Origin of the sequence: Rhodanobacter sp. FW104-R8 (assembly GCF_001617365.1) — a bacterium.
Taxonomy (GTDB): Bacteria; Pseudomonadota; Gammaproteobacteria; order Xanthomonadales; family Rhodanobacteraceae; genus Rhodanobacter.
The window spans coordinates 35,803-61,500 of record NZ_LVJR01000006.1; the positions used below are offsets into that span (position 1 = coordinate 35,803).

A 25,698-nucleotide genomic window follows, 5' to 3' on the forward strand; every position below is an offset into this window, starting at 1 on the left:
TGTAGGAGCCCGCTTGCGGGCGATGCTCTGGTTCCAGGACCCGGGGGGTTCACAGCAAGAGCATCGCCCGCAAGCGGGCTCCTACGGGGAAGCCAGCAGTTTCTCCAGCACCTTCCCCACCGCCGCGAACGCGAACGCGCCGGTGACATGGGTGGCGGCGCCGAGGCCGCCGCCGCAGGCCAGGTTCAGCGCGTCGCCGCCGGGCGGGCGGGTGCCGCAGACGGTGCCGTCGGACTGCGGGTACTGCACGTTCTGCAGCGAGTAGACCGCGGACACGCCGAAGTAGCGGGCCGGGTTGCGCGGGAAGTTGAAGTCGGCGCGGAGCTTCTTGCGAATCAGGCTGAACATCGCGTCGTGCTCGGTGCGCGAAAGGTCGCGCACGCGGATCTGGGTGGGGTCGGTGCGTCCGCCGGCCGAGCCCACGCTGACGATCGGCAGCTTGCGCCGGCGGCACCAGGCGATGGTTTCCAGCTTCACGCGGAACGCGTCGCAGGCATCCAGCACCACGTCGTAGCCGCGATCGAGCAGTTCGTCCAGCGTGGACGGGGTGAGGAAGCGCTCGACCGCCTCCAGCCGGATCGTCGGGTTGATCGCGTGCGCACGCGCCGCCATCACGCCCACCTTGGACTTGCCATACTCGCCGTCCAGCGCGTGCAGCTGGCGGTTGGTGTTGGACACGCAGACCTCGTCGGCATCGATCAGGGTGAGCCGGCCCACGCCGCTGCGCGCCAGTGCCTCGACCGCCCACGAACCCACGCCGCCGATGCCGACCACGCAGACGTGCGTGCGCGCCAGCGTGGCCACGCTGCCGGTGCCGTACAGGCGCTCGACGCCGGCGAAGCGCTCGGCCGGGAAGGTCGTCCCGTTTGTGGCGCCGTCGAGCGGGTGCGTAGTCGTGTCTGTGGGGGTCACTGGCGGATCCTGCGGTACGAATGCGCCATTTTATCGTGCCTGCGTGGATGCCGTGCGCCAGTGCGGGTTATCCTGCGGACCTCCCCACCCGTGGAAACGTACCGATGCGCGTAGCCCTGATGATCCTGCTCGGCCTGGTGATCGGCGTGATCGGCACGGCCAACGTGATGAACGCGCTGGCCGCGCGCAACCCGATGCCGAAGGCCGTGATGGAGACGATGGGCTACCACGTGGGCGAACTGAAGAATGCGATCAAGGCGAAGCAGTGCGACCCGGTGAAGGTAAAGCACCACCTGGCCCGGCTGGAGTCCACCGCCAGCGACATCACGCCGGTGTTCGGCATCGACGAAAAGACCTTCACCGACGATGCCGCCAAGCTGCAGGAACACCTGCACCAGGCCGTGCAGGCCGCGCCGGCGAGCTGCGAGGCGCTGGCCGCCGCGATCAAGCCGGTCGGCGAGACCTGCAAGAGCTGCCACCAGCAGTACCGCTGAGGCGAAGAGCACCCCCACCCCGGCCCTCCCCTGCCAGCAGGGGAGGGAGAAAATCCGTCAGAAGCGGATCTTGCCGCGCAGCATCTGGCCGTACATCACCCAGTCGCCCCTCAGGCTGTACAGCGGGTGCTTGAAGGTGGCCGGGCGGTTCTTCTCGAAGCCGAAGTGGCCGATCCAGGCGAATCCGTAGCCGGCCACCGGCGCCAGCCACAACCAGCGTAGCTGGCCGCTCGCCAGGGCCAGCACGACCACCGCGATCACCAGCGTGCTGCCGATGAAATGCATCCGGCGGCAGCCGCGGTTGCCGTGTTCGCTGAGGTAGAACGGATAGAACTCGGCAAAGCTGCTGTAGCCGGACATGTTCCTGCTCCGCGAGGGGATGGTCCGATTCTGCCATGCAGACATGCCGCGCGCTCTGTAGGGCGGGCACTGCCCGCCGGGTTTTGCATGTTGATGAAGCGCAAGAGCGGCGGGCCGTGCCCGCCCTACGAAGCAAGACAATCCGCGCCGGCTAGTCCGGCAACGGGATGAATTCCTTGTCGTCACCGGGCACTTTCGGAAAGCGGCCTTCGCGCCAGTCGGCCTTGGCCTGCTCGATGCGCTCGCGCGTGCTGGCCACGAAGTTCCACCACAGGTGGCGTTCGCCATCCAGCGGCGCGCCGCCGAACAGCATCAGGCGGCTGGCCTCGTGCGCGCGCAGCGGCGGTGCGGCCGGGCCTGCCTGCACCGCCATCTGTTGCGCGCCGACCTCCAGCTCGCCCCAGCGGACCGCGCCCTCGACCACGTGCACGCCGCGCTCGGCGTGCTCCGGCGGCAGCGCCAGTTCGGCGCCGGCGGCCAGCCGCACTTCGAGGAAGAACATCGGCGCGAACACCTTCACTGGCGAACGCTCGCCGTAAGCCGTGCCCGCGATCAGCACCGCCTCGACGCCGGGCCGGCGGATCTTCGGCAGCGCCTCGCGGCCGTGATGGTGGAACTCCGGCGCCACCTCGGCGTCGGCCTGCGGCAGCGCCACCCAGACCTGGATGCCGTGCAGCAGCTGGCCGCCCTGGCGCGCCTCCGGCGGCGTGCGCTCGGAATGGGCGATACCGCGGCCGGCGGTCATCCAGTTCACCTCGCCAGAGCGGATGTCGGCCAGGTTGCCGATGCTGTCGCGGTGGCGGATCACGCCGTCGAACAGCCAGGTCACCGTGGCCAGGCCGATGTGCGGATGCGGCCGCACGTCCATGCCGTTGCCGGCGGCGAAGGTGGCCGGCCCCATGTGGTCGTAGAACACGAACGGGCCGACGTGCCGCGCCAACAGCACCGGCAGCATGCGCCGCACCATGAAGCCATCGCCGAGATCATGCAGGCGGGTACCTTCGACCAGGGTCGGCACGGCTTCCATCACGTTCTCCTCGACGATTCACCAGGCCCGCTGATATTGCACCGGCGCCTCGATCTTCGCACCCAGCAACTGCGCCGCGCGGCGCGGGAAGTACGGGTCGCGCAGGCTCTCGCGGGCGATCAGCACCACGTCGGCGGCGTCGGTGGCGACGATCTGCGCGGCCTGCTCGGCGCCGGTGATCAGGCCCACCGCGCCGGTGGCGACACCGGCCTCGCGCCGCAGCTGCGCCGCGAACGGCACCTGGTAGCCCGGCCCCAGCGGGATCTTCGCGTGCGGCACCAGGCCGCCGCTGGAGACGTCGAGCAGATCCACGCCCAGCGGCTGCACCTGCCGTGCCAGCTCCACGCTCTCCGCCGCCGTCCAGCCGCCGTCGGCCCAGTCGGTGGCGGAGATGCGCAGCCACAGCGGCAACTCGGCCGGCCACGCCTCGCGCACGGCGGCGACCACCTCGCGCACCAGCCGGGTGCGGTTCTCGAAGCTGCCGCCGTAACGGTCGTCGCGCCGGTTGCTCAGCGGCGACAGGAACTGGTGCAGCAGGTAGCCATGCGCCGCATGCACCTCGACCAGTTCGAAGCCGGCCGCCAAGGAACGTTGCGCGGCGGCGCGGAAATCCGCGATCACCGCCTGGATGCCGGCCTCGTCCAGCGCCTGCGGCACCTGCCAGCCGCTGTCGAACGGCAGCGCCGACGGCGCCACGATGGGCCAGTCGCCCTGCCCGGCCGGCACCGGACCGTGGCCCTCCCACGGCCGCAGCGTGCTGGCCTTGCGCCCGGCATGCGCCAGCTGCACGCCGGCGATCGCGCCATGCGCCCTGATGAAGCGGGTGATCGGCTGCCATGCCTCCACCTGGGCCTGGTTCCACAGGCCGGTGTCCTGCGGCGAGATGCGGCCCTGCGCGGAGACCGCCGTGGCCTCGGCGACCACCGCCCCTGCGCCGCCCACCGCGCGGCTGCCCAGGTGCACCATGTGCCAGTCGTTTGGCAGGCCGTCGGTGGCCGAGTACTCGCACATCGGCGACACCACCAGGCGATTGCGCAGGGTCAGGCTGCGCTGGGCGAACGGTTCGAACAGTTTCATCGGGACATCCGGATCAGGAGGGGAGTCCGACGACATGCAGACGGCCTCCGCCGGAATCAAGCTGCCGTATCGTCGCGTACGGCGACCGGCGGGACATGGGCCTCCATCCAGCGGGCCATGCGCGCGGCGAGCGCTGCCGGCGCCTTCATCCAGCCGAAATGGTCGGCGGGCAGGCCGCCCAGGTCCTGCGGCGTGACCGCCTCCACCATGCGTTCGGCCGGCCCCAGCTTGCCCAGCAGCCAGGCCAGCGAGGCCGTCGGTCCCAGCCAGTCGTCCTGCAGGCGCAGTGCCAGCAAGGGCAGTCGCAGGGCGGCCAGCCGCCGCTCGAAATCCTGCGCCATCCCGTCCGCGGCATAACGTCCGGTGCGCCCGCTGCGCGCCCAGTCCGCGATCACGCCGCGCGCCTCGTTGCCGCCGAAGCCGATCTGGCGCCCGGGCAGGTAGCCGACCAGGCCGGCCAGCAACGGTGCCAGCGCGTACGCCGCGCCGATCAGCCAGCCATACCGGAAGCGGCGCCAGTAAGGTGACCCGCTGGCCACCAGCAACAGGCCGGCGAACGCTTGCGGATGCAGGCTGGCATGGAGCGTGGCCAGTTGCCCGCCCAGGCTGTGCCCGCCCAGCCAGCACCCGGCCCGCGGCCAGCGCGTGCGCACCGCGGCCAGGCCCGCGGGCAGATCGTCCTGCAACAGCTCGCGATACCCCCAGTTGCAGCTGCGGCCGGCGCGCCGGTCGCTGGAACCGATGCCGCGCCACTCGTGCATCACCACCGCGATGCCCAGCGCCGCCAGCGCGCCGGCCAGCGGCAGGTAGTGCCGGGCCGGGATGCCCATGGCCGGCACCCAGTAAAGCAGCTGTCGCCAGTCGCCGCCCGGAAGGATCGCCAGCAGTTCGAAGCGGGCGCCATCGGCCGTCGTCACCGGGATCACCAGCGGTTCGGTCGCCGCGGCAGGTATGGGGGTCTGGCCGGAAGGGTGGTCGCTCATCCCCACAGGCTAGCGAATTGCCGCGGCGGCGACAAAAAAAAGAGGCCGGCTTGCGCCGGCCCCTCAAAGGAATTCCGCCACCGCGATCAGACGGGGGTGACGTCCTCGGCCTGCAGGCCCTTCTGGCCGTCGACGACCTTGAAGCTCACCTTCTGACCTTCCTGGAGGCTCTTGAAACCCGTGCCGGTGATGGCGCGGAAATGCACGAAAACGTCAGGGCCGTTATCGCGGCTGATGAAACCGAAACCCTTGGCGTCGTTGAACCACTTGACGGTACCTACTTCACGATCCGACATGACTCACTCCGATCCTATCCAGACGCTGAGACAAACCGGCCCCTACGGGCCGACGGTTTACTGAGCATGCAGGGTCCGGTGCAACAGTCGGATTCAGGAAATCCCTACCGGGCACGCACGTAGCCAAGCAGACGCAGCGGTTCAAGCATAACGGATTTTCTGGCCGCAAGTGATTTGTCAAGCCGGTTGTCGCGGACATAATCCGGGCAGGGAAAAACCGGGCATGGCTGCCCGGTTTCCCCTACATGAACCCGGGATCAGGCCGGGGTCACTTCCTCGGCCTGGAGGCCCTTCTGGCCCTGCACCACCTTGAAGGAGACCTGCTGGCCTTCCTGCAGGCTCTTGAAGCCGCTGCCGGTGATGGCGCGGAAATGCACGAAAACGTCCGGACCATTGTCGCGGGCGATGAAACCGAAGCCCTTGGCATCGTTGAACCACTTGACGGTACCGATCTGACGATCAGACATAGATTGACCACTCCACAGGTTTATGGGCTCGGCCCACTGCCATGGCAGTGGCCGACTCAACTGGTGTGCAAGGAAACAACCCTGGGGTGAACGATGTGGCAGATCGCGGATCGGCGGCATCGGGTCACAAACTCTGCTGACCCCGGCAAACACAGTGGGCGGATCATAACGGCACTGCAGGGCTGAACGGAATGGAGCAGAGCCATCGTTTTTTGGTCCACCCGGTGGCAAATTCAGGTTTTCTTGACCTGCGACACTGTCTAGTGGCGGCAAGTCACCCGATCTGCAACCGTTCCGGCGGCTTCGGCGCGCCGGCAACGGTCGCCCTGCCGAGGAGAGCCGACCATGTCCACCCTGTCCCGCCTGACCCTCGCCGCCATCATGGCCGGCGGCCTGCTGGCCGGCTGCGCCCAACACGAGGCCGCCAAGACGACCACGTCAACCACGACGACTGCGACCAGCGCCGCCACGACCACCAAGACCGGCACGAGCACTGCCGGCACGACGCACCGGAAACACGCCGCGGCCAGCGGGAGCCGCGCCGCCGAGGCCAAGCTGCCGGAACAGATCGGCATCCCCGCCTGCGACGACTACCTGTCCAGCTACCTGGCCTGCCATCGCGCGGCGGCGATCTATGCACCGGGCCAGCTGCAGTCCCGCTACGAGGCGATGCGCACCAGCCTGTTGCGCGATTCGCAGGATCCGGACATCCGCCCGCAGCTGGCCACGCGCTGCAATTCGCTGGCCAGCCAACTGCGCGAGGCGCTGCACGGCAAGTCGTGCGCGGAAAGTCCGGCACCGGCCAGCAGTACGCCGTAGCGGCCAGCGGGCCTCACGCGCGTTTCAGCGCGGCGCGCAACGGCCGGGCCAGTGCCGCCGGCTCGGTGCGGCCCAGCTGGATTTCCGGGGTACCGTGCCAGCGCGCGGTATCGGCGATCGCCTTGGCCACGGCCTGCACCAGCGAAGGCTCCGGCGCCACCCCCGCTTCCAGGAACAGGGCCTTGACCTCGAACACCCCCATGCCGCGATGGGCCTTCGCGTCGAGCCGCCCGACCAGGCGGCCGCGATGCAGGATCGGCAATACGTAGTAGCCGTAGCGGCGCTTCGGCGCCGGTGTGTAGCATTCGATGGTGTACTCGAAGCCGAACATCGCCAGTGCCCGCGCCCGGTCCCACACCAGCGGATCGAACGGCGACAACAGCGCGGTGTGCGTGGCGCGCAGGCGGCCGGCCAGCGCCTTGTCCAGCGCTTCGGCGTGGTCGCGGTGCACGTAGCCCGGAACATTCCAGCCCCGCACCGGCACCGCCAGCAGTTCGCCGCCGGCCACGAGCGGCGCCAGCTCGCGCTCGCTGACCTTCGGCCTCAGGCGGAAGTAGTCGGCGATCCAGCCGGCCTGGGTCACTCCCAGCGCGCGCACGCTATCGACGATGAAACGCCGGCGCAGTTCCGCCGCGGTGGGCGCCACGGCCGGGTCGAACGGCGGGTCGAGCCGGGCCAGCACGTTTCCGGCCAGGTCGTAGACACGCTGGAAATTCTCGCGCCGCGCCACCATCAGCTCGCCCAGCGCGAACCACGCCTCCAGCCAGCGCTTCTCCGGCTTCCACTCCCACCAGCCCGGCTTGGCGACGCCATCGTTGCGCACGAAATCCGCCGCGCGCACCGGACCGGAGGCACGGATGCCCTGCAGCAGCGCCTCCATGTCGGCGCGGTGCTCGCGGTGCATCCGCGCCGCGTTGCGGTACGCCCAATGGTGGCTGCGGTGGCCATGCGTGCCGCGATGCCAGGCGATGTCGGCGGCGCCGACGAAGCAGGCCTCGTGCGCCCAGCACTCGGCCAGCCGGCCCTGCGCCAGCGCCTCGTCCAGCCACGCCGCCGGGTAATCGCCCAGGCGCGAGTGCAGCACCAGGTAGGGGCTGCGCGCCACCACGTGGATGGTGTCGATCTGCAGCAGGCGCATGCGCTCGATCGCCGCCACCACGTCGCCGCGCCGCGGCCGCCGGCGCAACGGTTGCAATAGGCCCTGCGCCGACAGCTGCAACGCACGCGCCTGCCCCGGGCTCAGCACGCGCGGCTCACCTGAAGCGGCGCCGAACGAAACATCTTCTTCACGAATTCATGCCACCGATCTTGAGTCGGCATTTACAAAACCCCTGCTAGCGTGAACCTGGATCGGCCGCAACGGAAATCCGCTGCCATGCGGACATCCGCACGAGCCGCCGACATTCTGGCATGGAGTACTGATGATGAAATTCCGCAAGCCATTGTTGATCACGTTCGCCGCCGGTGCCCTGCTGTCCGCCGGCAGTCTGCTCGCCCAGCAGGCGCCGCCGCCCGCCGCCTCGGTATCGCCGCCGCCCGCCGGCACGACCAGCCCGCCGCCGAATGGCCATGCCGAAACGGCCACCATGAACACGCCGGCCGGCGAGCTGGTGGTGCATTCGAGCATGCCGCCGCCCCCGCCCGCGGGGCCTGCGCCGAGCTTCGAGCAATTGTCCGGCGGCGGCAAATACATCACCGAGCAACAGGCCGCGGCCTACCCGCTGCTGGTCAACGACTTCATCCACGCCGACCACAACCGCGACGGCCGCATCAGCAAGAGCGAATACGCGCGCTGGCTCTCGAACGAGTAGGTTCCTCCCCCGCGAAACGCCGGCTGCGGATGCGGCCGGCGTTTCACACGGCAATCACCGTCACCCCAAGCCGCTCCGCTAGACTGGCGTACCGCCCTGCCCGGAACGTTCTTGCATGATGCGATCGATTGCAGTCGTGGCCACGGTGCTGTGCATCGGTTCGACTAGTACCCTCCTGCACGCGCAGAATCCGGACCCCACCGACATCCGTGCCTGCACCGCGATCGAAAACGACGCGCAGCGACTGGCCTGCTACGACCATGCGACCGGGCGGGTCAACCTGCCGGTGGCGCAGAAGCGGGTGAACCCGGAAACCGCCACGCCGGGTATCTTCGCCCGCGACCGCGCGAAGGCCCCGGCCACCGCCGTGGAAACCAACAACGAGGTGGCCCGTCCGCTGTCGCTGCTCGACAGCCGCTGGGAGCTGTCGCCGGAAAGCAAGCTCGGCACCTTCAACATCCGCGGCTACAAGCCGGTGTACGTACTGCCGGTGTTCGCCACCAGCAACCAGAACAGCCGGCCGCACAGCCCGAACCCGGACAACACTGTGCCGGCGCCGGGTGAACAGCTGGACAACGCCGAGATGAAGTTCCAGCTCAGCCTGAAGACCAAGGTGTGGCAGGGCGTGTTCGGCGATGCCGGCGACCTGTGGGTGGGTTACACCCAGTCTTCGCGCTGGCAGGTCTACAACGCGAAGCTGTCGCGGCCGTTCCGCGAGACCAACTACGAACCCGAGGCCACGCTGGTCTTCGATACCCACTACCAGGTGCTCGGCTGGGACGGGCGCCTGCTCGGCATCGGCTTCAACCACCAGTCGAACGGCCGCAGCAATCCGCTGTCGCGCAGCTGGAACCGGGTGATCGCCAACGTGGGCTTCGAGCGCGACGACTGGACCGTGATGCTCAGCCCGTGGTGGCACGTCCCCGAATCGCGCCGCACCAACGACAACCCCGACATCAGCGATTACATGGGCCGCGGCGAGATGCAGATCGTGCGCGAATGGCGCGGCCAGGAGTTCGGCATGCTGCTGCGCCACTCCCTGCGCGGCGGCAGCCGCAGCCATGGCTCGGCGCGCTTCAGCTGGAGCTTCCCGGTGGCCGGCAACCTGCGTGGTTACATGGAGGTGTTCAAGGGCTACGGCGAAAGCCTGATCGACTACAACCACAACGCCAGCTACCTCGGCCTGGGCGTGTCGCTGCTCGACTGGTACTGAGCAGGCCGTAACGACGAAGGCCCGGTGCAGGCACCGGGCCTTCGCGCATCTGGCGCGGCGCGGCCGCGCCGGCGATCAGTGGTGATGGCCGCCGGCGCCGTGCACGTGGCCGTGCGCCAGCTCTTCCGCGGTGGCGTCGCGCACGCCGGTCACCTCGATGGCGAAGTGCAGGGTCTTGCCGGCCAGCGGGTGGTTGGCGTCGATGAACACCACGTCGTTCTCGACCTTGGTGACCGTGACGTTGATCTGCCCCTGCGGGCCGTTGCCCTGGAACTGCATGCCGGGCTGGATGTCCTCGACGCCCTGGAACGCCGCACGCGGCACCTCCTGCATCAGCTCGGCGTGATGCACGCCATAGCCTTCCTCCGGCGCCACGTCGGCGGTAAACCTGTCGCCGGCGGAACGGCCTTCCATCTGCTTCTCCAGGCCCGGCACGATGTGGCCGCTGCCGTGCAGGTAGGTCAGCGGTTCGCGGCCCTCGGAGCTGTCGATGACCTGGCCTTCGTCGTCGGTCAGCGTGTAATGGAAGGCGGCAACGGAGTTCTGGGCAATCTGCATGGCGTTCTCGCGAAGGGGGTCTGGTCCGCCGGCCTGGCGCCGACAAGGGCGGGCAAGGGTAGCAGAACTGCGCCGATGCGCCGGAACATGGCCGGCCCGCCTCCCGCCCGCCGTGCCGCCTTCAGCCGCCCAACCGGGCCAGCGTGTCCCGGCCGATCTTCTCCGGCGTGTCGGTGGAGGCGTAGCGCTTCACCACCTGGCCGTCCGCGTCGACCAGGAACTTGGTGAAGTTCCACTTGATCGACTCGCTGCCGAGGATGCCCTTGCCCTCGCTCTTCAGCCACTTGTACAGCGGATCGGCGTGCTCGCCGTTCACCTCGATCTTGGCGAACAGCGGGAAGGTCACGTCGTACTGGGTGCTGCAGAAGGTCCTGATCTCGGCCTCGTCGCCGGGCTCCTGGTGGCCGAACTGGTCGCACGGGAAGCCCAGCACCACCAGGCCCCGGTCGCGCTGGTCCTGCCACAGCGCCTCCAGCCCCCGGTATTGCGGAGTGAAGCCGCACTTGGAGGCGACGTTGACGATCAGCAGGGTCTTGCCGCGCCATTCGGCGAGCGAGCGCGGGTTGCCGTCGATATCGCGGACGGTGAAGTCATACACGCTGGACATGGGAAGGCTCCGTCTCGACAGGTTCATCCGGCAGCATACGCCATCGCCGCCACGGCACGTGGCATAGAATGGCCCACCCACCCGCAGGCCAGGCCCGCCGTGATCCGCTTCGTCGATGTCCACAAGTCCTACCGCGTCGACGGCAGGGACATCCCCGCGCTGCAGCCGTTCAGCCTCGACGTCGCCGACGGCGAGGTGTTCGGCATCATCGGCCTCTCCGGGGCCGGCAAGTCGACGCTGATACGGTTGATCAACCTGCTCGAACGCCCCAGCGGCGGGCGCATCTTCGTGGGCGACACCGAGATGACCGCGCTGGCCGAACCGGCGCTGCGCGCGCAGCGGCGACGGATCGGCATGATCTTCCAGCATTTCAACCTGCTCTCCTCGCAGACGGTGGCGGACAACGTGGCGTTTCCGCTGCGGCTGGCCGGCGAACGCGACGCCGGCGCATTGCGCGCACGCGTCGACGAACTGCTGGCGCGGGTGGGGTTGAGCGCGCACGCCGACAAGTACCCGTCGCAGCTTTCCGGCGGCCAGAAGCAGCGCGTCGGCATCGCCCGCGCGCTGGCCAACCGGCCCACGATCCTGTTGTGCGACGAGGCCACCAGCGCGCTCGACCCGCAGACCACCGCCTCGGTGCTGGAACTGCTGGCCGAGATCAACCGCGAGCTGAAACTCACCATCGTGCTGATCACCCACGAGATGGACGTGGTGCGCCGCGTATGCGATCGGGTGGCGGTGCTCGACGCGGGCGCGATCGTGGAGCGTGGCGCGGTCGCCGACGTGTTCCTGCATCCGCAGCACCCCACCACCAAACGCTTCGTCAACGAGGCGCTGCCCGAGGAGGCGGCCAGCGAGCTGGCGCCGTTCGCCCGGGTGCCCGGGCGCCTCCTGCGGCTGAGCTTCCGCGGCGACGCCACGCTGACGCCGGCCCTGGGCCGCGTGACGCGCGAGACCGGCGTGGAATTCAACCTCCTCGCCGGACGCATCGACCGCATCAAGGACCTGCCCTACGGCCAGCTCACCCTGGCGATGCAGGGCGAACGGGTGGACGCCGCGCTGGCCGCGCTGCGCGAGGCCGGCATCGAGATCGAGGAGCTGCACCGATGAACCCGCTGCAGAAACTCTTCCCGAACATCGACGACTGGGGCGAGATCGGCCGCGCCTGCATCGACACCCTGCTGATGCTGGGCGGCTCGCTGGCCCTCACCGTGCTGATCGGCCTGCCGCTGGGCGTGCTGCTGTACCTCACCGGCAAGGGCCAGTTGCGCCCGATGCCGAAGCTCTACGCCGTGACCTCGCTGCTGGTGAACATCCTGCGCTCGGTGCCGTTCATCATCCTGATGATCGTGCTGATGCCGGTCACCTATGCCCTGGTCGGCACCAAGCTGGGCATCCGCGGCGCGATCCCGCCGCTGGTGATCGGCGCCGCGCCGTTCTTCGCGCGACTGGTGGAGACCGCGCTGCGCGAGGTGCAGCAGGGCGTGATCGAGGCCAGCCAGGCGATGGGCGCCAGCCTGTGGCAGATCGTGCGCCACGTGCTGCTGCCGGAGGCCCGCAGCGGCCTGCTCGCCGGCATCACGGTCACCGCGATCGCCCTGGTCGGCTACACCGCGATGGGCGGCGCGATCGGCTCCGGCGGGCTCGGCGACCTGGCCTACCGCTACGGCTACCTCAGCTACAAGTCCGACTACATGCTGGTCACCGTGCTGCTGCTGATCGCGCTGGTGCAGGCGCTGCAGATGATCGGCGACCGCATCGTGGCGCGTTATAAGCGACGCTGATTTGGTCATTTGCGCCCGGCGGCGCGGGCGGCCTACCTTCGTTGGCCGCCCATGAGAATCAACGCCATGAGATTGCTGCTCGCCGCCATCGCTGCCATCCTGGCCCTGCTCCTGCTGGCCGGCTATGCCGCGCCGAAATCGTGACGCGCTGCAAGCCGTACCTGTCCCAGGTTTGCGTTTGGCCGTATAGACGGCCTATCATTGTGCGCCGCACAAGTGGATATGCCATGAGACTGCTGCTTGCCTCCCTCGCCCTGACCCTGCTGATGCTTGCCGGCTGTTCCGGTTCCGGCAAGCAGGGCGACAACGTGCTCACCGTGGCCGCTACCGCGGTGCCGCACGCGGAAATCCTCAAACAGGTGAAGCCCATCCTGGCGAAGGAAGGCGTGGAGCTTCAGGTCAAGGTGTTCGCCGACTACGTGCAACCGAACACCCAGGTGGCCGAGAAGGCCATCGACCTGAACTACTTCCAGACCAAGCCCTACCTGGACGCGTTCAACCGCGAGCGCGGCACCCGCCTCGTCATCGTCACCGGCGTGCACATCGAGCCGTTCGGCGCGTACTCGAAGAAATACAAGAACATCGACCAGCTGCCCGACGGCGCCAGCGTGACGCTGCCGAACGACCCAAGCAACAACAGCCGCGCGCTGTTGCTGCTGGCGAAGCACGGCCTGATCACGCTGAAGGACCCGACCGACCAGATGTCCACGCTGAAGGACATCACCGCGAACCCGAAACACCTGAAGTTCCGCGAGCTGGAGGCGGCGATGCTGCCGCGCACGCTGGACGAGGTGGACCTGTCCCTGATCAACACCAACTACGCCCTGGCCGCCGGCCTGAATCCGACCAGGGATGCGTTGCTGATCGAGGACAAGGACTCGCCGTACGTGAACTACCTGGTCGGCCGCCCCGACAACCAGGACGACCCGCGCGTGCAGAAGCTGGCCAAGGCGCTGACCAGCCCAGCGATCAAGGCGTTCATCGAGCAGAACTACCACGGCGCCGTGCTGCCAGCGTTCTGACGGCACGTCGTGCTCCCTCCCCTGCAGCGCAGGGGGGCAAAAGCCGCCTCACCCCTGCGTCGCGGGAATCTGGAACACCTGCCGCAGATACGCCACGTAAGCCTCGTCCTCGCACATGTTCTTGCCCGGCGAGTCGCTCAGCTTGGCCACCGGCTGGCCGTTGCAGCGGATCATCTTGATCACGATGTTGAGGGGCGCCGGCCCCATGTCGTTGGTGAGGTTGGTGCCCACGCCGAACGCCAGCTGGCAACGGCCGCGGAAGTACGCATACAGCTGCATCACCCTGGGGATGTCCAGCCCGTCGCTGAACACCAGCACCTTGCTGCGCGGATCGACCCGGTTCGCGCCGTAGTGCGCCAGCACCTTCTCGCCCCAGGCGAACGGATCGCCGGAGTCGTGGCGGGTGCCGTCGAACAGCTTGCAGAAGTACATGTCGAAGTCGCGCAGGAACGCGTCGAGCCCGTAGACGTCCGACAGCGCGATGCCGAGGTCGCCGCGGTATTCCTTCGCCCACGCCTCCAGCGCCGCCACCTGCGAATCGCGCAGGCGCGGACCCAGCGCCTGGTGCGCCTGCAGGTACTCGTGCGCCAGCGTACCCAGCGGCGTCAGCCCCAGCTTGCACGCCAGCCACACGTTGCTGGTGCCGGCCAGTTGCTCGCCCAGGCCATCGCGCAGGGTGGTCACCACCTCCTCCTGCCACACCCGGGAGTAGCGCCGGCGCGTGCCGTAGTCGGCCACCTTGCAGTCGGCATAGCCGGGCGTGTCGCGCAGCATCCCGATCTTCGCCTGCAGCCGCCGGCGCCCCTCGGCAAGGTCGAGGCCGCCACTGGTACGGCGGAAGTACACCTCGTTGACGATCGCCAGCAGCGGCACCTCGAACAGGATCGTGTGCAGCCACGGCCCGCGGATGCGGATCTCGATCTCGCCGTTGTCGGCCTCGGCCGGCGCGATCTCCACGTACTTCTCGTTGAGCTGGAACAGCCCGAGGAAATCGACGAAATCGCTCTTGATGAAGCGCCAGCCGCGCAGGTAGTCCAGTTCGTCCGCCGCGAAACGCAACCGGCACAGCGCCTTCAGCTCGGCACGGATCTCGTCGAGGCACGGCACCAGGTCGATATCCGGAGTGCGGCACTTGAAGCGGTACTCGACCTGGGCAGCGGGATACTGGTGCAGCACCACCTGCATCATCGAGAACTTGTACAGGTCGGTGTCGAGCAGCGAATCGATGATCATCAGTCGCCCAGGCGCGAACGGAAGTGGGCCATTATCCACGTCCGGGCGCGTTCCACGCGAGCTGCGCCGCCGGCTTCGCGCAAAAAGAAACCCCATCAGCCAGGGGAGGACTGATGGGGTTTGTCAGGTGGCATCCAGGGGAGGAAATGCCGACCCCTCAGTGATGCGATGGTCTGCACCACTTCTTGTCGCCGTCACGGCGATACGCGTACTTAGTGTGGCCACCCGGGCGTGAGTTCAACGCGCATGCGGGGACTTGTTCAGCTTTCCGACAGGCTTGCCTGGACGCCCCGCTGCGGGCATCGTCACGTGCCATCTCGCCACCTCCTGCCGGAACCTGCCATGAAGCTGATCGTCCTGTGCCTGATCGCGCTGTGCCTGGCCCGGCCCGCGGCGGCGGCCGAGCTGAGGATCGACCTCGGCCACGGCGTCGCGACCTATCGGACCGGGACCTTGCTCAGGCGAGGCGACGCACGCACGATCGACGTGCCGGCGGATGTCGCGTTCCACCACCCGATGCGCTACCGCGCCGTGCCGCTGGCCGCCCTGCTCGAAGGCATCGCGGCAGGCGACCACCTGCAGTTCGTCGCCGCCGACGGCTTTGCCGCCGAGATACCTGCCGCGCTGCTGTTGAACAAGCTGGGCAGCGAGGCGTGGCTGGCGATCGAGGACCCGGCCCGGCCGTGGCCCGCCTTGCCCGGACACGGCAGCGCCGGGCCGTTCTACGTGGTGTGGACGCGGCCGCAGGCCGCACACGTCGGTCCGGAACAATGGCCGTACCAGCTGGCGAGCATCCGCCGGCTGGCCGGCGTGGCCGAACGCTTCCCAGCGATGCTGCCCGATCCCTCGCTGCCGCCGGGCAGCGAGGTACGGCACGGCTTCGCCGTATTCCAGCGCACCTGCCTTGCATGCCACACGCTCAACGGCCAAGGCGACGCGAAGCTCGGCCCGGACCTGAACCTACCGTACAACCCCACCGAGTACCTGCGCGCCGACCTGCTGCGCGCGTTCATCCGCGATCCGCAGTCCCTGCGGCAATGGCCGCAGGCGAAGATGCCGGGCTTCGACGCGCAGGCGCTGTCCGAGGCCGACCTCGACGCCGTGCTGGCCTACCTGCGGCACATGGCGGGGCGGAAGCCGGGGCGCTGATGCACGGGTTCAGCTGCGGCCGTCGGCCCTTCAGTTCCCGTCGGAACAGTTGCCCGCACACCATTGCCGCAACGCCTGTTCGCGCTGCGCCTGCGGCTTCCGCGCCAGCTCGCGCACGCTGGCGTAGAACGCCGGCCAACGGCGCCCGGCATCGCGGAACATCGCGGCGAACGCCGGCGTCCAGCGGTCGTACAGGCCGAACGGCAGCAGCCGCGCGTTGTTGATGGGCCGGGCGACCCAGGCGTCGTAGCGGTGTTCGCCTGGCCAGTCCCGATCGCGCCACTGGGCATAGCGGACGCGGAATGCCGCTATCTCGCGCTGCTTGCCGGCCTCCATCGACGCTGCGTCCGCGCCGCCGGCGTACAGGGTTTTCAGGCGCGCGCGCAGGTCCAGCACCAGCCGGGTGAAGCCGTCGCCCATCGCCAGTGCCTTGCCGTCGCCCGGCGGCAGGCCGCGCGACTGGCGCCATTCGCGCAGGCCCTCGGTCTGCACGAAGGTCGCAAAGGACTCGTTGAACGCGGTGTCGCCCTTCACATAGACCAGCTGGTGCGCCAGCTCGTGGAAGATCGTGCCGTCCAGCTCGTCGTCGTCCCAGCGCAGCATGCTCGACAGGATCGGGTCGGCGAACCAGCCCAGCGTGGAATACGCCGGCACGCCGCCGATCCACACGTCATCGCCGCGCGCCTGCAGCCGCGCCGCATCGGCCTTCGCATCGGCTTCCCCGAACCAGCCGCGATAGGCCACGCAGCCGGCAACCGGAAAGCACTGCGGCACCGCCTCCACCGAATAGCGCGGTGCCGCGAACACGTTCCACACCACGTACGGCCGGTCCAGCACCACGTAGCCGGTATAGCTGCGGTTGTCCGGCAAGCCGAGCTGTTGCGAGGCGAACCGGCGCGCCAGCTGCGCACGTTGCAGGCGCGCGGCTAGCTGTGGATCGGTGGCCGGATCGCGCAGCAACGTCCTGACCGCGCGCCGATGGACGATCAGCTCGCCCTGCCCGCGCACGGCCTGTGCGTAGTAGCGCAGGCTGCCGCAGGCGCACAGCAAAAGACCCATCGCCACGATGACGATGAGCCTCGGGAAGCGGCGGTGCGCCGGCCATCGGAACCGGGGCATCCCCCCGCGGTGCCTCATGCCTCAGCGCTGATCATCGCGGTCGCGGTCGTGCCCGCGGTGGTTGTTGCGGTCATCGTCGTGGTCGTCGCGGTCCTGGTAGCCGCCATCGCGGCGGCCCTGCCACTGGCCGGCGTGACCGCGATAATCGCGGTCGCCGTCGCGGTAGCCATCGTGGCGATAGCGCGAGCCGCCGTACCACACGCTGCTGACACCCACGCTGACGCCGGGTGCGTAGCAGCAGCCGTAATAGCCGTTGCCGTAGTAACCGCCGTAATAGTCGTTATCGTAGTATCCCGGCGCCACGACATAGGCGCTTCCGCCGTCGCCATAGTAGGCGTCGCCGACATAGCCGGAGCCGCGCACATAGCTGTAACCCGGGTCGTAATAGCAGCCCGAGAGCGCCGCGGTGGCGGCGATCAGGGCAAGACTGGCCAGCAGGCGTTTCATGATCTGCCTCCCTCTGAGGAGTGACGATGCCACGTTAGGGCGCGCAGCTTGAACGCGTACTGAGTTTGCGGCGCCGGGCCGGGCGGCATTTACCCGCCAGCCATGTCCCGCCGGGCGGGCGATCCGGGAAAGCCGCCCATCAGCCCTTGCGCTTGCCCTGCTCGCCGCGCTGGGCTGCCAGCACGCGTCCATCGGTGCCACCGGCTTCCGTCGACAGCGGCGGGTGCAGGTCGGCGCCGCCGGAAACCGGCAGCGGCGGATTCGCGCCCGGCCAGCCCGACCCCTGCCTGACACGTTCCTGCTTGGCCTCCAGCAACGCCTGGATCTTCGCTACCGCATCCTCCTGGCTGATGTACTGGAGCGGTGCCTCCTGCGGCACGGGCTCGGGCGCAACCGGCCTCCTCGCCACGATCGCCGGCTTGGCGGCGGGCTTTGCCATGGACTTCTTCGCTGCCTTTGCCGCGGCCGGCTTGCGCACCTGTGGACTGGCGACGGCTTTCCGAGCCGCCGGTTTGCGGACGGCCGCCTTTCTCGCAACGACCTTCTTCGCGGCCGCTTTTCGGCCCGCGGCCTTTTTCGCCGCAAGCTTTTTCGCTGCGGTCTTCCTTGGCGCGCCCTTCTTCACCGCCTGCTTCTTCGCCGCAGGCTTCTTCGCCGCGACCTTCTTCGTTGCCGCCTTGCGTGGTGCGGTCTTCCTCGCCGTCTTTTTTGCGGTGGACGCTTTCTTTGCCACGGACTGCTTCGCGGCCGACTTGCGGGTCATAGCCATGCGCTCATTCTCCTGCGGTGATCGATGCAACCATCCCCAGTATGCGCGCCCCGGCTACGACGGGCATGGCGCAGCGCGGTAACCGTTCATCCGCGGAAGCCGGGATGTGCCAGCGCATCGAGGAAATGCGGCAGCACCCGCGGCTCCGCCAACAGGGTGAATACCACGCCGTACGCCGCACCCCACAGGTGCGCGCTGTGGTTGACGTTGCCCTGGCCGCGCCGGTCCATGTAGATCGAGTAGCCGGTGTACAGCACCGCGTAGACGATCGCCGGCATCGGGATCACCAGCACGATGATGCGCGACCACGGCGCCAGCAGGATGAAGGCGAACAGCACCGCCGACACCGCGCCCGAGGCGCCGAGGCTGCGGTAGTTCGGGTTGCCGCGGTTCTTCAGGTAGGTCGGCAGGATCGAGACCACCAGGCCGCCGATGTAGAACAGCGCGAAGCCGAGCGTGCCCAGCCGCGCAGTGAAGAAGCCTTCCATCACCCGGCCGAAGAAGAACAGCGTGACCATGTTGAACAGCAGGTGCCCGAAATCCGCGTGCACCACGCCATAGGTCACCAGGCGATGGTATTCACGCTGGCGGGCAATCGCCGGCGGCCACAGGATCAGGTCGTTCATCAGGCGGCTGTTGTTGAACGCCATGAACGAGACGATGCAGGTGATGGCGATGATGACCAGGGTGATCGGCATGGGCAGTTCCGCGGCGGGCAGCAAAGGCCGGCATCTTGGCGTTACCGCCGCGGCTTGTCGACTTCCCGGTGCAGCCGCTCATGCCCGCGCGGCCGCATGGATATGACGAAAAATCACTGCCGCGGGCGGCGGCAGGCGGCTATCATGCGCCGTTTCATGCGGCCGCCGGCCGCCCGACGGATCCCATGGCCTCGCTTCGCTACCTGCATCTGGACGTCTTTGCCGCCACCCCGGGCGGCGGCAACCACTTGGGCGTGGTGATCGGCGCCGACGGCTGGAGCACCGCGGCGATGCAGCGCTTCGCGCGCTGGACGGCGCTGGTCGAGACCACCTTCCTGCTGCCGCCGGCCGATCCGCGGGCCAGCTACCGCGTGCGCATCTTCACCCCGCACAAGGAGATCCCGTTCGCCGGCCACCCCAGCATCGGCAGCGCGCACGCCGCGCTCGAATGCGGCCTGGCCGCGCCACGCGACGGCCTGCTGTGGCAGGAATGCGGCGCCGGCGTGCTGCCGATCCGCATCGTGGGCAGCGGCGCCGACCGCGAACTGCTGCTGCAGTCGCCGGGCGAGCGCGTACTGGACACCGGCCGCGACGCCCATCCGCTGCTGGCGGCCACGCTGGCCGGCATCCAGCTGGGCGCGCTGCCGCCGGCACTGGTCGACGGCGGCCGCCGCTGGTGGCTGGCCGAGGTGGCGGACGAAGCCGGCTTGCGCGCGTGGCAACCCGACCACGCGGCCATCGCCGCGCTGGCGCAGGCCAGCGACAGCATGGGTCTGTGCGCGTTCGCGCGAAGCGGCCACCCCGACTACCAGCTGGTGGTGCGCGCGTTCCCGGCGGGCGTGGGCATCGTCGAGGATCCCGCCTCCGGCGCCGCCAACGGCCTGATCGCCGCCTACATCGCCCACGCCGAACCGCACGGCACGCTGGCCCGTGGCTACAAGGTCAGCCAGGGCCGCGAGATCGGCCACGACGCGCAACTGATCGTGCACATCGACGGCGACGCGATCTGGGTCGGCGGGCGCAGCCACGCGGTGATCGACGGCGCGCTGGACTGGCAGCCTTAACGCCAGTCGCCGTGGTAGGGCGGGCACCGCCCGCCGGCTTCTGTTCTGTGCCTTGCGGCAGGGAGCGGCGGGCCGTGCCCGCCCTACGAAGCCACGTGCCACGGACGCGGAGTCATCCGCGCTCGTCCAGGTGCGCCCGGCGCGCGGCGACCAGCGCCAGCGCCGACCAGTCCATCTCGGCATCGCCGGCCGCCAGAGCCTCCAGCATGGCGTCGCGCAACACCCCGGCGAACGGCAGCGGCACCCGCCCGGCCTCGCCGGCCGCCAGCGCCAGCCCCACATCCTTGAAACCCAGCGGCAAGGCGAACCCGGCCGGCTTGAAGCGCTGCTCGGCGATCAATTTCCCGTAGCCCTGGTAGGCCGGCGCGGCGAACAGGGTGTTCGTCATCACGTCGAGAAACTCCGCGGCACCGACGCCGTAGGCCCGGGTCAAGGCGCTCGCTTCCGCCATGCTCTCGATCGCGCTGGCCAGCATGAAATTGCCCGCGATCTTCACTACGTTGGCGCGCTCCGGCGCCTCGCCCAGCGGCCACAGCCGGCTGCCCATCGCCTCCAGCAAGGAGCGCACCCGCTCGACCGCGGCCGGCTTGCCGGCCACGACGATATTCAACTTCGCCGCGGCCGCCACGTCCGGGCGGCCGAATACCGGCGCGGCGACGTATTCCAGCCCACGCTTCTCGTGCTCCGCGGCCAGCTCCTGCGCCAGCGCCACCGAGATCGTGGCGTGGTTGACGTGCACGGTGCCGCGATCCATCGCATCGAGCAGGCCGCCGTCGAGGAACACCTCGCGCACCGCCTGGTCGTTCGCCAGCATGCTGCACAGCACCTCGCCCTGCGCGGCGCGGTCGGCGCTGCGCGCCACCCTGGCCCCCAGCGAGGCCAGCGGCTCGGTGGCCGCGACGGAACGATTCCACACCGTCAACGTGTGGCCGGCCGCCAGCAGGTTGCTGGCCATCGCGCCGCCCATCGCGCCGAGACCGATGAATCCGACTTTCATGCGGGTGTCCTCGTGCCGAAGCCGGCGCACAGTGAAGCACGCGGGATATTCAATCCGCGCGAAATCCGCCGTGCGCGGGCGGCCTCACACCGCCTGCCCGGCCGCTTGCCCCGAGGCCCACGCCCACTGGAAGTTGTAGCCGCCCAGCCAGCCGGTGACGTCGACCACCTCGCCGATGAAGTACAGCCCCGGCACCAGCTTCGATTGCATCGTGCTGGAGGACAGCCCGTCGGTATCGACGCCGCCCAGGGTGACTTCGGCGGTGCGATAGCCTTCGGTGCCGCTGGCGGTGATCGGCCACGCGTTGAGCCGCGTGCCGATCTGCCCGAGTTCGGCGTCGCGGTACTGGCGCATCGGGCGGCTCTCGAGCCATTGCTCGCACAGGCGCTGCGCCAGCCGTTTCGGCAACACATCGCCGAGCACGGTCTTCAGTTCCGCCAGCGGCCGCGCCGCGCGCTGTTCGACCAGATGCGCGCCGGCGTCCAGGTCCGGCAGCAGGTCGATGCGCAAGTCATCCCCGGGTTGCCAGTACGAGGAAATCTGCAGGATCGCCGGACCGCTGATGCCGCGGTGGGTGAACAGCAGGCCAGCGCGGAAATTCTGCTTCCCGACACGCGCCTCCACCGCGGGCAACGCCACGCCGGCGAGGCCCTGGTAATGCTCCTGGTGCTTGCCGCTCAGGGTCAGCGGCACCAGCCCGGCGCGCGTGGGCAGCACGGCGTGGCCGAACTGGCGCGCCAGTTCGTAGCCGAAGCCGCTGGCGCCCATGCTGGGGATCGACAAGCCGCCGGAGGCGACCACCAGCGACTCGGCGTGCACCTCGCCGCGCGCGGTGTGCACGCCGAAGCCTTCCGGCGTCTTGCGCACGCGCTGCACGCCGCAGCCCGCTTCCACCGCGACGCCGGCGGCGGCGCATTCGTCCAGCAGCATGCGCACGATCTGCTTGGCCGAGTCGTCGCAGAACAGCTGGCCCAGTTCCTTCTCGTGATAGGCGATGCGGTGCTTCTCCACCAGCGCGACGAAATCCCGCGGCGTGTAGCGCGCCAGCGCGGACTTGGCGAAATGCGGGTTGGCCGACAGGTAGTTCGCCGGCGTGGCGCCCATGTTGGTGAAATTGCAGCGGCCGCCGCCGGACATCAGGATCTTCTTGCCGACCTTGTTGGCATGGTCGACCACCAGCGCGCGGCGGCCGCGCTGGCCTGCGGCGATCGCGCACATCAGGCCGGCGGCGCCGGCGCCGATGATCAACACGTCCACTTTCACGAACCGGCATCCTCGCGCCGCCACAGGTCGCGCATTATCGCCCAGCCGCATGGCTTACACTTTGTGCCTGTTTCCCGCGAGCCGCCGCCATGCCTTCCTTTGACGTGATCTCCGAAGTCGACAAGCACGAACTGACCAATGCGATCGACCAGGCCAACCGCGAACTGACCACGCGCTTCGACTTCAAGGGCGTGGACGCGAAGTACGTGCTGGACGACGGCGCGATCACCCAGAGCGCGCCCAGCGAATTCCAGCTGCAGCAAATGCTGGACATCCTGCGCGGCCGGCTGACCGCGCGGAAGATCGACATCCGCGCGCTCGACGTGGGCGAGCCCGAAACCAACCTGGGCGGCTCGCGCCAGAAGATCACCGTGAAGCAGGGCATCGAGCAGCCGGTCGCGAAGAAGCTGGTGGCCGAGCTGAAGGCGGCCAAGCTCAAGGTCGAGGCGCAGATCAACGGAGACAAGCTGCGCGTCAGCGGCAAGAAGCGCGACGACCTGCAGGCGGCGATGGCGGTGCTGCGCAAGTCGGACGTCGAGCTGCCGCTGCAGTTCGACAACTTCCGCGACTGAGCTTCCGCATCGCTCCGTAGGGCGGGCACCGCCCGCCGCCTTCCATGACGGCGCAAGACAAGAGCAGAAGCCGGTGGGCACTGCCTGCCCTACAACAGCCGCACTGCCTCAAGCTTTTGACAGCAGCCGGCCGCCCATCGCCGCGTTGACCGCCACTACCACGATCACCGCCAACGCATGCGTCAGCAGGTCGGTGGCGGCGGAATCAAACGCGTGACAGATCTCCAGCAGGCTGGCCGAAGCGGCCGCGCTGGCCAGGCCGATCAGCACGGCGGTGAGCACCGGCCGCAGCGGGCAGGCGCGGCGCAGCAGCACGATCAGCAGTGCGGACAGCGGCACTGAGAAGCCGATGATGAAGAGCAGGCAATCGGCGCTCTGGTGCATGCCGGCGATCTCGGTGCCCGGCGCGATCCACATGCGCAGGCAGCCCAGGCCGCTGGCGCCGATCCACAGCAAGGCACCGGGCAGCGGCAGCCACGCCCACGCCGCACGCCGCCCCGGCACGCCCAGCGCGAACGCGGCCCACGCGGCGGTAACCGCGGTGACCGCCGCACCGATGCCGGCCCAGGCCAGGTCGGGCGTGGCGGCCCAGCGCCGCAGCATCGGGTCCGCGCCGTAGTGCGCCAGCAACCCGGTCGCGAGCGCCAGCACCAGCAGCAGCCAGCCGGCGGTGCGCAGCCATGGCGGCGGCAGCCGCCGCACCGGCACCAGCCCGGTGCCGAGGCGGCCGATCAGTGCCTCATGGGAGGACGGGTCGGGCATCACGTCAGGGTTCTCCATGGAAACGTTCGCGCAGCGCCTTCAGTGCGCGGTGCAGGTTCACTTTCAGCGCGCCGGCGTTGCGCCCGGTCAGCTCGGCCGCCTCGCTCAGCGAGCGCTCGCGCAGGCCCAGCTGTTCCACCGCCTCGCGCTGGCCCGGCGGCAGTTCGGCGATCGCCTCGTGCAGGCGCTGCGCGCGCTGGCCGCTCTCGGCAGCGGCGCTGGCGTCGTCGACATCCGGATGCTGGTCGAGCGCGAAGTCGTCGTGCAGTTCGCGGCTGTCGCGACGGCCGCGGCTGCGCAGCGCGTCGATCGCGCGACGGCTGGCGATCGCGGTCAGCCACGCGTCGTACGAACGGGCCGGGTCGTAGGTGTGGCGCACCCGGTGCACGGTGATCAGGGTTTCCTGCACCACGTCGTCCAGGCCATCCGGCGCCACGCCCTGGCGCCGCGCGGTGGCCCGGATCAGCGCCACCGAATCGCCCAGCAGCTTCTCGTAGGCACGCCGGTCGCCGGCCTGCGCAGCCGCCATCCACGCCGCCCGGCGCTGGTCGGGCGATTCGCTGCCGTTCACCATGGCGACATCGGCTGGCATGGTCTGGTCGAGACTCGCCCGCAGGGAAAGTCCACTATCTAGACCCATGCAGGCGGTGGCGGTCAAGGCTTGCGGCATGCGGGCTCCAACGGCGGAATGCCTGTGGGGTATTCGCTGCATCCGGCCCCGGCGTTACTCCGTACCTGCAGGTAACCGCCGTCGACGCGCCGGCGAATAACCAGCAACCTCCCGCGGATGCCTCCCATGCTCGTGTTGATCCTCGCCTACCTCGGCGGCGTACTGACCATCCTCAGCCCGTGCATCCTGCCGGTGCTGCCGTTCGTGTTCGCCCGCTCCGACCGTCCGTTCATGCGCAACGGCCTGCCGATGCTGCTGGGCATGGCGATCACCTTTGCCGTGGTCGCCACGCTGGCCGCATTGGGCGGCGGCTGGGCGGTGCATGCGAACCAGTACGGCCGCTACGTGGCGATGCTGGTGCTGGCCTTCCTCGGCCTGACCCTGTTGTCGACCCGGCTAGCCGAATGGATCACCCGCCCGTTCGTGGCGATGGGCAACCGGCTGTCGCAGCGCTCGGCCGGCGGTGGCGATTCGGTCTGGGGCGCGGCCGGCCTCGGCGTGGCCACCGGCCTGCTGTGGGCACCCTGCGCGGGGCCGATCCTGGGCCTGCTGCTGACCGGCGCGGCACTGAACGGCGCCAGCGTGCAGACCACCCTGCTGCTGCTCACCTACGCCGCCGGCGCAGCCACCTCGCTGGGCCTGGCGCTGCTGATCGGCGGCAAGGTGTTCGCGCTGATGAAACGCTCGCTCGGCGCCGGCGAGTGGGTGCGCCGCGCGCTCGGCGCACTGGTGCTGTGCGGCGTGGCCGCGATCGCACTGGGGCTGGATACCGGCCTGCTCACCCGCGTCTCGCTGGCCAGCACCGGCGGCATCGAGCAGAAGCTGATCAACGCCGTGCGCCCGGCACCGGCGCCGCAACCGGCGCCGAAGGCCGGCGAGCCGCTGCCGGTGGAAGGCACGTTCCCGTCGCTGGCCGGTGCCACGCAATGGCTGAACAGTCCGCCGCTGACCACCGAAGCGCTGCGCGGCAAGGTGGTGCTGGTCGATTTCTGGACCTACTCCTGCATCAACTGCCTCCGCTCGCTGCCCTACGTGCGCGGCTGGGCCGACAAGTACAAGGATCACGGCCTGGTGGTGATCGGCGTGCACGCGCCGGAGTTCGCGTTCGAGAAGGATCCGGCCAACGTGGCCAAGGCCGTGAAGGACCTGGGCGTCGACTACCCGGTCGCGCTGGACAACGACTACGCGATCTGGAAAGGCTTCAACAACGAGTACTGGCCGGCGCACTACTTCATCGACGCGCAAGGGCAGATCCGCCATCATCATTTCGGCGAAGGCGAGTACCGGGAAAGCGAGGACGTGATCCGCCAGCTGCTGGCCGACACCGGCCAGAAGAACCTGCCCGGCGGCTACGTCAGCGACGACCACCGCGGCGTCGAGGCGGCCGCGTCGAACGATCCCACCCGTTCGCCGGAAACCTACGTCGGCTACGCCCGTGCGATGAACTTCGTCGGCGGCCGGGTGGCGCACGACGAGGCGCGGGATTATCACGCACCCGCCTCGCTCGCTGCCGACCAGTGGTCGC

At 69.1% G+C, this 25,698-nt stretch carries 30 protein-coding genes; 11 read left to right on the plus strand and 19 right to left on the minus strand.

The annotated features are described in order from the left end of the window. Positions 1 to 81: 81 nt before the first annotated feature. Complete coding sequence (locus tag RHOFW104R8_RS01065; protein ID WP_068097048.1) at positions 82 to 822, minus strand: ThiF family adenylyltransferase; 741 nt, start codon at positions 820 to 822, stop codon at positions 82 to 84. A 194-nt stretch (positions 823 to 1,016) separates the two neighbouring features. Here RHOFW104R8_RS01065 and RHOFW104R8_RS01070 point away from each other — a divergent pair, with 194 nt between their 5' ends. Next, positions 1,017 to 1,406, plus strand: coding sequence for a cytochrome c (locus RHOFW104R8_RS01070; protein WP_068096848.1), 390 nt, complete (start codon positions 1,017 to 1,019; stop codon positions 1,404 to 1,406). 57 nt (positions 1,407 to 1,463) lie between these two features. On the opposite strand, the gene RHOFW104R8_RS01075 is transcribed toward RHOFW104R8_RS01070, so the two are convergent. From RHOFW104R8_RS01075 to RHOFW104R8_RS01100, 6 genes are all read right to left on the minus strand, one after another. Then, entirely contained in the window at positions 1,464 to 1,766 is a 303-nt protein-coding gene (locus tag RHOFW104R8_RS01075; RefSeq protein WP_068096851.1) for a DUF962 domain-containing protein, read from the minus strand. A gap of 151 nt (positions 1,767 to 1,917) precedes the next feature. Further along, entirely contained in the window at positions 1,918 to 2,793 is an 876-nt protein-coding gene (locus RHOFW104R8_RS01080; RefSeq protein WP_068096855.1) for a pirin family protein, read from the minus strand. Positions 2,794 to 2,811: 18 nt separating this feature from the next. After that, complete coding sequence (locus tag RHOFW104R8_RS01085; protein ID WP_068096856.1) at positions 2,812 to 3,870, minus strand: NADH:flavin oxidoreductase/NADH oxidase; 1,059 nt, start codon at positions 3,868 to 3,870, stop codon at positions 2,812 to 2,814. Between the two features lie 56 nt (positions 3,871 to 3,926). Further along, positions 3,927 to 4,853 carry an alpha/beta fold hydrolase gene (locus RHOFW104R8_RS01090; protein WP_068096859.1) on the minus strand — a complete coding sequence of 309 codons (927 nt, stop codon included), beginning with the start codon at positions 4,851 to 4,853 and terminating at the stop codon, positions 3,927 to 3,929. Between the two features lie 86 nt (positions 4,854 to 4,939). Continuing rightward, positions 4,940 to 5,149, minus strand: coding sequence for a cold-shock protein (locus RHOFW104R8_RS01095; protein WP_068096862.1), 210 nt, complete (start codon positions 5,147 to 5,149; stop codon positions 4,940 to 4,942). A 257-nt stretch (positions 5,150 to 5,406) separates the two neighbouring features. Then, the gene (locus RHOFW104R8_RS01100) at positions 5,407 to 5,616 is read right to left on the minus strand and encodes a cold-shock protein (protein WP_068096865.1); all 210 of its coding nucleotides are present in this window, start codon (positions 5,614 to 5,616) and stop codon (positions 5,407 to 5,409) included. A gap of 345 nt (positions 5,617 to 5,961) precedes the next feature. On the opposite strand from RHOFW104R8_RS01100, the gene RHOFW104R8_RS01105 reads away from it, so the two are divergent. Further along, the gene (locus tag RHOFW104R8_RS01105; RefSeq protein ID WP_068096868.1) at positions 5,962 to 6,435 is read left to right on the plus strand and encodes a hypothetical protein; all 474 of its coding nucleotides are present in this window, start codon (positions 5,962 to 5,964) and stop codon (positions 6,433 to 6,435) included. A gap of 13 nt (positions 6,436 to 6,448) precedes the next feature. Here the strand turns inward: RHOFW104R8_RS01105 and RHOFW104R8_RS01110 are convergent, their stop codons facing one another. Further along, a complete protein-coding gene (locus tag RHOFW104R8_RS01110; RefSeq protein ID WP_068096871.1) occupies positions 6,449 to 7,681 on the minus strand; it encodes a winged helix-turn-helix domain-containing protein in 1,233 nt (410 codons plus the stop codon). A 175-nt stretch (positions 7,682 to 7,856) separates the two neighbouring features. On the opposite strand from RHOFW104R8_RS01110, the gene RHOFW104R8_RS01115 reads away from it, so the two are divergent. Further along, a complete protein-coding gene (locus RHOFW104R8_RS01115; protein ID WP_235604264.1) occupies positions 7,857 to 8,246 on the plus strand; it encodes a hypothetical protein in 390 nt (129 codons plus the stop codon). 115 nt (positions 8,247 to 8,361) lie between these two features. Then, positions 8,362 to 9,459, plus strand: coding sequence for a phospholipase A (locus RHOFW104R8_RS01120; RefSeq protein ID WP_082823474.1), 1,098 nt, complete (start codon positions 8,362 to 8,364; stop codon positions 9,457 to 9,459). Positions 9,460 to 9,534: 75 nt separating this feature from the next. On the opposite strand, the gene RHOFW104R8_RS01125 is transcribed toward RHOFW104R8_RS01120, so the two are convergent. Together RHOFW104R8_RS01125 and RHOFW104R8_RS01130 are read right to left on the minus strand one after the other, a co-directional pair. After that, positions 9,535 to 10,017: a peptidylprolyl isomerase gene (locus tag RHOFW104R8_RS01125; protein WP_068096877.1), complete on the minus strand. Its 483-nt coding sequence runs from the start codon at positions 10,015 to 10,017 to the stop codon at positions 9,535 to 9,537. Between the two features lie 121 nt (positions 10,018 to 10,138). Beyond that, the gene (locus tag RHOFW104R8_RS01130) at positions 10,139 to 10,624 is read right to left on the minus strand and encodes a glutathione peroxidase (protein WP_068096880.1); all 486 of its coding nucleotides are present in this window, start codon (positions 10,622 to 10,624) and stop codon (positions 10,139 to 10,141) included. 99 nt (positions 10,625 to 10,723) lie between these two features. Between RHOFW104R8_RS01130 and RHOFW104R8_RS01135 the strand changes: the two genes are divergently transcribed. The 3 genes from RHOFW104R8_RS01135 (at position 10,724) to RHOFW104R8_RS01145 (ending at position 13,430) form a co-directional block, all read left to right on the plus strand. Further along, entirely contained in the window at positions 10,724 to 11,734 is a 1,011-nt protein-coding gene (locus RHOFW104R8_RS01135) for a methionine ABC transporter ATP-binding protein (protein WP_068096883.1), read from the plus strand. Beyond that, a complete protein-coding gene (locus RHOFW104R8_RS01140; RefSeq protein WP_068096887.1) occupies positions 11,731 to 12,408 on the plus strand; it encodes a methionine ABC transporter permease in 678 nt (225 codons plus the stop codon). The genes RHOFW104R8_RS01135 and RHOFW104R8_RS01140 overlap by 4 nt, the downstream gene beginning before the upstream one ends. 227 nt (positions 12,409 to 12,635) lie before the next feature. Further along, positions 12,636 to 13,430: a MetQ/NlpA family ABC transporter substrate-binding protein gene (locus RHOFW104R8_RS01145; protein WP_068096891.1), complete on the plus strand. Its 795-nt coding sequence runs from the start codon at positions 12,636 to 12,638 to the stop codon at positions 13,428 to 13,430. A 48-nt stretch (positions 13,431 to 13,478) separates the two neighbouring features. Here RHOFW104R8_RS01145 and pncB read toward each other — a convergent pair whose 3' ends face one another. Beyond that, positions 13,479 to 14,663: a nicotinate phosphoribosyltransferase gene (pncB, locus tag RHOFW104R8_RS01150; RefSeq protein ID WP_068096896.1), complete on the minus strand. Its 1,185-nt coding sequence runs from the start codon at positions 14,661 to 14,663 to the stop codon at positions 13,479 to 13,481. Positions 14,664 to 15,005: 342 nt separating this feature from the next. Between pncB and RHOFW104R8_RS01155 the strand changes: the two genes are divergently transcribed. After that, a complete protein-coding gene (locus RHOFW104R8_RS01155; RefSeq protein ID WP_068096898.1) occupies positions 15,006 to 15,812 on the plus strand; it encodes a cytochrome c in 807 nt (268 codons plus the stop codon). 30 nt (positions 15,813 to 15,842) lie between these two features. On the opposite strand, the gene RHOFW104R8_RS01160 is transcribed toward RHOFW104R8_RS01155, so the two are convergent. The 4 genes from RHOFW104R8_RS01160 to RHOFW104R8_RS01175 form a co-directional block, all read right to left on the minus strand. After that, entirely contained in the window at positions 15,843 to 16,871 is a 1,029-nt protein-coding gene (locus tag RHOFW104R8_RS01160) for an aminopeptidase (RefSeq protein ID WP_068096901.1), read from the minus strand. A gap of 81 nt (positions 16,872 to 16,952) precedes the next feature. Continuing rightward, a complete protein-coding gene (locus RHOFW104R8_RS01165; protein WP_068096904.1) occupies positions 16,953 to 17,378 on the minus strand; it encodes a hypothetical protein in 426 nt (141 codons plus the stop codon). A gap of 139 nt (positions 17,379 to 17,517) precedes the next feature. Beyond that, on the minus strand, positions 17,518 to 18,147 hold the full coding sequence (locus RHOFW104R8_RS16815) for a histone H1-like repetitive region-containing protein (protein ID WP_082823475.1): 630 nt from the start codon (positions 18,145 to 18,147) through the stop codon (positions 17,518 to 17,520). An 86-nt stretch (positions 18,148 to 18,233) separates the two neighbouring features. Then, entirely contained in the window at positions 18,234 to 18,845 is a 612-nt protein-coding gene (locus tag RHOFW104R8_RS01175; RefSeq protein WP_068097055.1) for a rhomboid family intramembrane serine protease, read from the minus strand. 185 nt (positions 18,846 to 19,030) lie between these two features. On the opposite strand from RHOFW104R8_RS01175, the gene RHOFW104R8_RS01180 reads away from it, so the two are divergent. Then, positions 19,031 to 19,909, plus strand: coding sequence for a PhzF family phenazine biosynthesis protein (locus RHOFW104R8_RS01180; protein ID WP_068096906.1), 879 nt, complete (start codon positions 19,031 to 19,033; stop codon positions 19,907 to 19,909). Positions 19,910 to 20,021: 112 nt separating this feature from the next. Here the strand turns inward: RHOFW104R8_RS01180 and RHOFW104R8_RS01185 are convergent, their stop codons facing one another. Next, positions 20,022 to 20,936 carry an NAD(P)-dependent oxidoreductase gene (locus RHOFW104R8_RS01185; RefSeq protein ID WP_255373123.1) on the minus strand — a complete coding sequence of 305 codons (915 nt, stop codon included), beginning with the start codon at positions 20,934 to 20,936 and terminating at the stop codon, positions 20,022 to 20,024. 54 nt (positions 20,937 to 20,990) lie between these two features. After that, a complete protein-coding gene (locus tag RHOFW104R8_RS01190; RefSeq protein WP_201028703.1) occupies positions 20,991 to 22,169 on the minus strand; it encodes an NAD(P)/FAD-dependent oxidoreductase in 1,179 nt (392 codons plus the stop codon). Positions 22,170 to 22,258: 89 nt separating this feature from the next. On the opposite strand from RHOFW104R8_RS01190, the gene RHOFW104R8_RS01195 reads away from it, so the two are divergent. After that, a complete protein-coding gene (locus RHOFW104R8_RS01195; RefSeq protein ID WP_068096923.1) occupies positions 22,259 to 22,741 on the plus strand; it encodes a YajQ family cyclic di-GMP-binding protein in 483 nt (160 codons plus the stop codon). Between the two features lie 108 nt (positions 22,742 to 22,849). On the opposite strand, the gene RHOFW104R8_RS01200 is transcribed toward RHOFW104R8_RS01195, so the two are convergent. Together RHOFW104R8_RS01200 and RHOFW104R8_RS01205 are read right to left on the minus strand one after the other, a co-directional pair. Continuing rightward, positions 22,850 to 23,503, minus strand: a complete 654-nt coding sequence (locus RHOFW104R8_RS01200) for an NrsF family protein (RefSeq protein ID WP_068097058.1) — start codon at positions 23,501 to 23,503, stop codon at positions 22,850 to 22,852. A 4-nt stretch (positions 23,504 to 23,507) separates the two neighbouring features. Further along, on the minus strand, positions 23,508 to 24,095 hold the full coding sequence (locus RHOFW104R8_RS01205) for an RNA polymerase sigma factor (protein WP_082823476.1): 588 nt from the start codon (positions 24,093 to 24,095) through the stop codon (positions 23,508 to 23,510). Between the two features lie 204 nt (positions 24,096 to 24,299). Here RHOFW104R8_RS01205 and RHOFW104R8_RS01210 point away from each other — a divergent pair. Further along, the coding region (locus RHOFW104R8_RS01210) for a cytochrome c biogenesis protein DipZ (protein WP_068205419.1) at positions 24,300 to 25,698 on the plus strand (1,399 nt) is incomplete at its 3' end.

Coding starts and splice junctions, on each gene's coding strand:
- RHOFW104R8_RS01165 (WP_068096904.1), bottom strand. CDS start 17,378: ATGAAACGCCTGCTGGCCAGTCTTGCCCTGATCGCCGCCACCGCGGCG.
- RHOFW104R8_RS01195 (WP_068096923.1), top strand. CDS start 22,259: ATGCCTTCCTTTGACGTGATCTCCGAAGTCGACAAGCACGAACTGACC.
- RHOFW104R8_RS01105 (WP_068096868.1), top strand. CDS start 5,962: ATGTCCACCCTGTCCCGCCTGACCCTCGCCGCCATCATGGCCGGCGGC.
- RHOFW104R8_RS01155 (WP_068096898.1), top strand. CDS start 15,006: ATGAAGCTGATCGTCCTGTGCCTGATCGCGCTGTGCCTGGCCCGGCCC.
- RHOFW104R8_RS01160 (WP_068096901.1), bottom strand. CDS start 16,871: ATGGGTCTTTTGCTGTGCGCCTGCGGCAGCCTGCGCTACTACGCACAG.
- RHOFW104R8_RS01125 (WP_068096877.1), bottom strand. CDS start 10,017: ATGCAGATTGCCCAGAACTCCGTTGCCGCCTTCCATTACACGCTGACC.
- RHOFW104R8_RS01075 (WP_068096851.1), bottom strand. CDS start 1,766: ATGTCCGGCTACAGCAGCTTTGCCGAGTTCTATCCGTTCTACCTCAGC.
- RHOFW104R8_RS01145 (WP_068096891.1), top strand. CDS start 12,636: ATGAGACTGCTGCTTGCCTCCCTCGCCCTGACCCTGCTGATGCTTGCC.
- RHOFW104R8_RS01070 (WP_068096848.1), top strand. CDS start 1,017: ATGCGCGTAGCCCTGATGATCCTGCTCGGCCTGGTGATCGGCGTGATC.
- RHOFW104R8_RS01100 (WP_068096865.1), bottom strand. CDS start 5,616: ATGTCTGATCGTCAGATCGGTACCGTCAAGTGGTTCAACGATGCCAAG.
- RHOFW104R8_RS01130 (WP_068096880.1), bottom strand. CDS start 10,624: ATGTCCAGCGTGTATGACTTCACCGTCCGCGATATCGACGGCAACCCG.
- RHOFW104R8_RS01175 (WP_068097055.1), bottom strand. CDS start 18,845: ATGCCGATCACCCTGGTCATCATCGCCATCACCTGCATCGTCTCGTTC.
- RHOFW104R8_RS01120 (WP_082823474.1), top strand. CDS start 8,362: ATGATGCGATCGATTGCAGTCGTGGCCACGGTGCTGTGCATCGGTTCG.
- RHOFW104R8_RS01095 (WP_068096862.1), bottom strand. CDS start 5,149: ATGTCGGATCGTGAAGTAGGTACCGTCAAGTGGTTCAACGACGCCAAG.
- RHOFW104R8_RS01200 (WP_068097058.1), bottom strand. CDS start 23,503: ATGCCCGACCCGTCCTCCCATGAGGCACTGATCGGCCGCCTCGGCACC.
- RHOFW104R8_RS01205 (WP_082823476.1), bottom strand. CDS start 24,095: ATGCCAGCCGATGTCGCCATGGTGAACGGCAGCGAATCGCCCGACCAG.
- pncB (WP_068096896.1), bottom strand. CDS start 14,663: ATGATCATCGATTCGCTGCTCGACACCGACCTGTACAAGTTCTCGATG.
- RHOFW104R8_RS01140 (WP_068096887.1), top strand. CDS start 11,731: ATGAACCCGCTGCAGAAACTCTTCCCGAACATCGACGACTGGGGCGAG.
- RHOFW104R8_RS01085 (WP_068096856.1), bottom strand. CDS start 3,870: ATGAAACTGTTCGAACCGTTCGCCCAGCGCAGCCTGACCCTGCGCAAT.
- RHOFW104R8_RS01080 (WP_068096855.1), bottom strand. CDS start 2,793: ATGGAAGCCGTGCCGACCCTGGTCGAAGGTACCCGCCTGCATGATCTC.
- RHOFW104R8_RS01115 (WP_235604264.1), top strand. CDS start 7,857: ATGATGAAATTCCGCAAGCCATTGTTGATCACGTTCGCCGCCGGTGCC.
- RHOFW104R8_RS16815 (WP_082823475.1), bottom strand. CDS start 18,147: ATGGCTATGACCCGCAAGTCGGCCGCGAAGCAGTCCGTGGCAAAGAAA.
- RHOFW104R8_RS01090 (WP_068096859.1), bottom strand. CDS start 4,853: ATGAGCGACCACCCTTCCGGCCAGACCCCCATACCTGCCGCGGCGACC.
- RHOFW104R8_RS01180 (WP_068096906.1), top strand. CDS start 19,031: ATGGCCTCGCTTCGCTACCTGCATCTGGACGTCTTTGCCGCCACCCCG.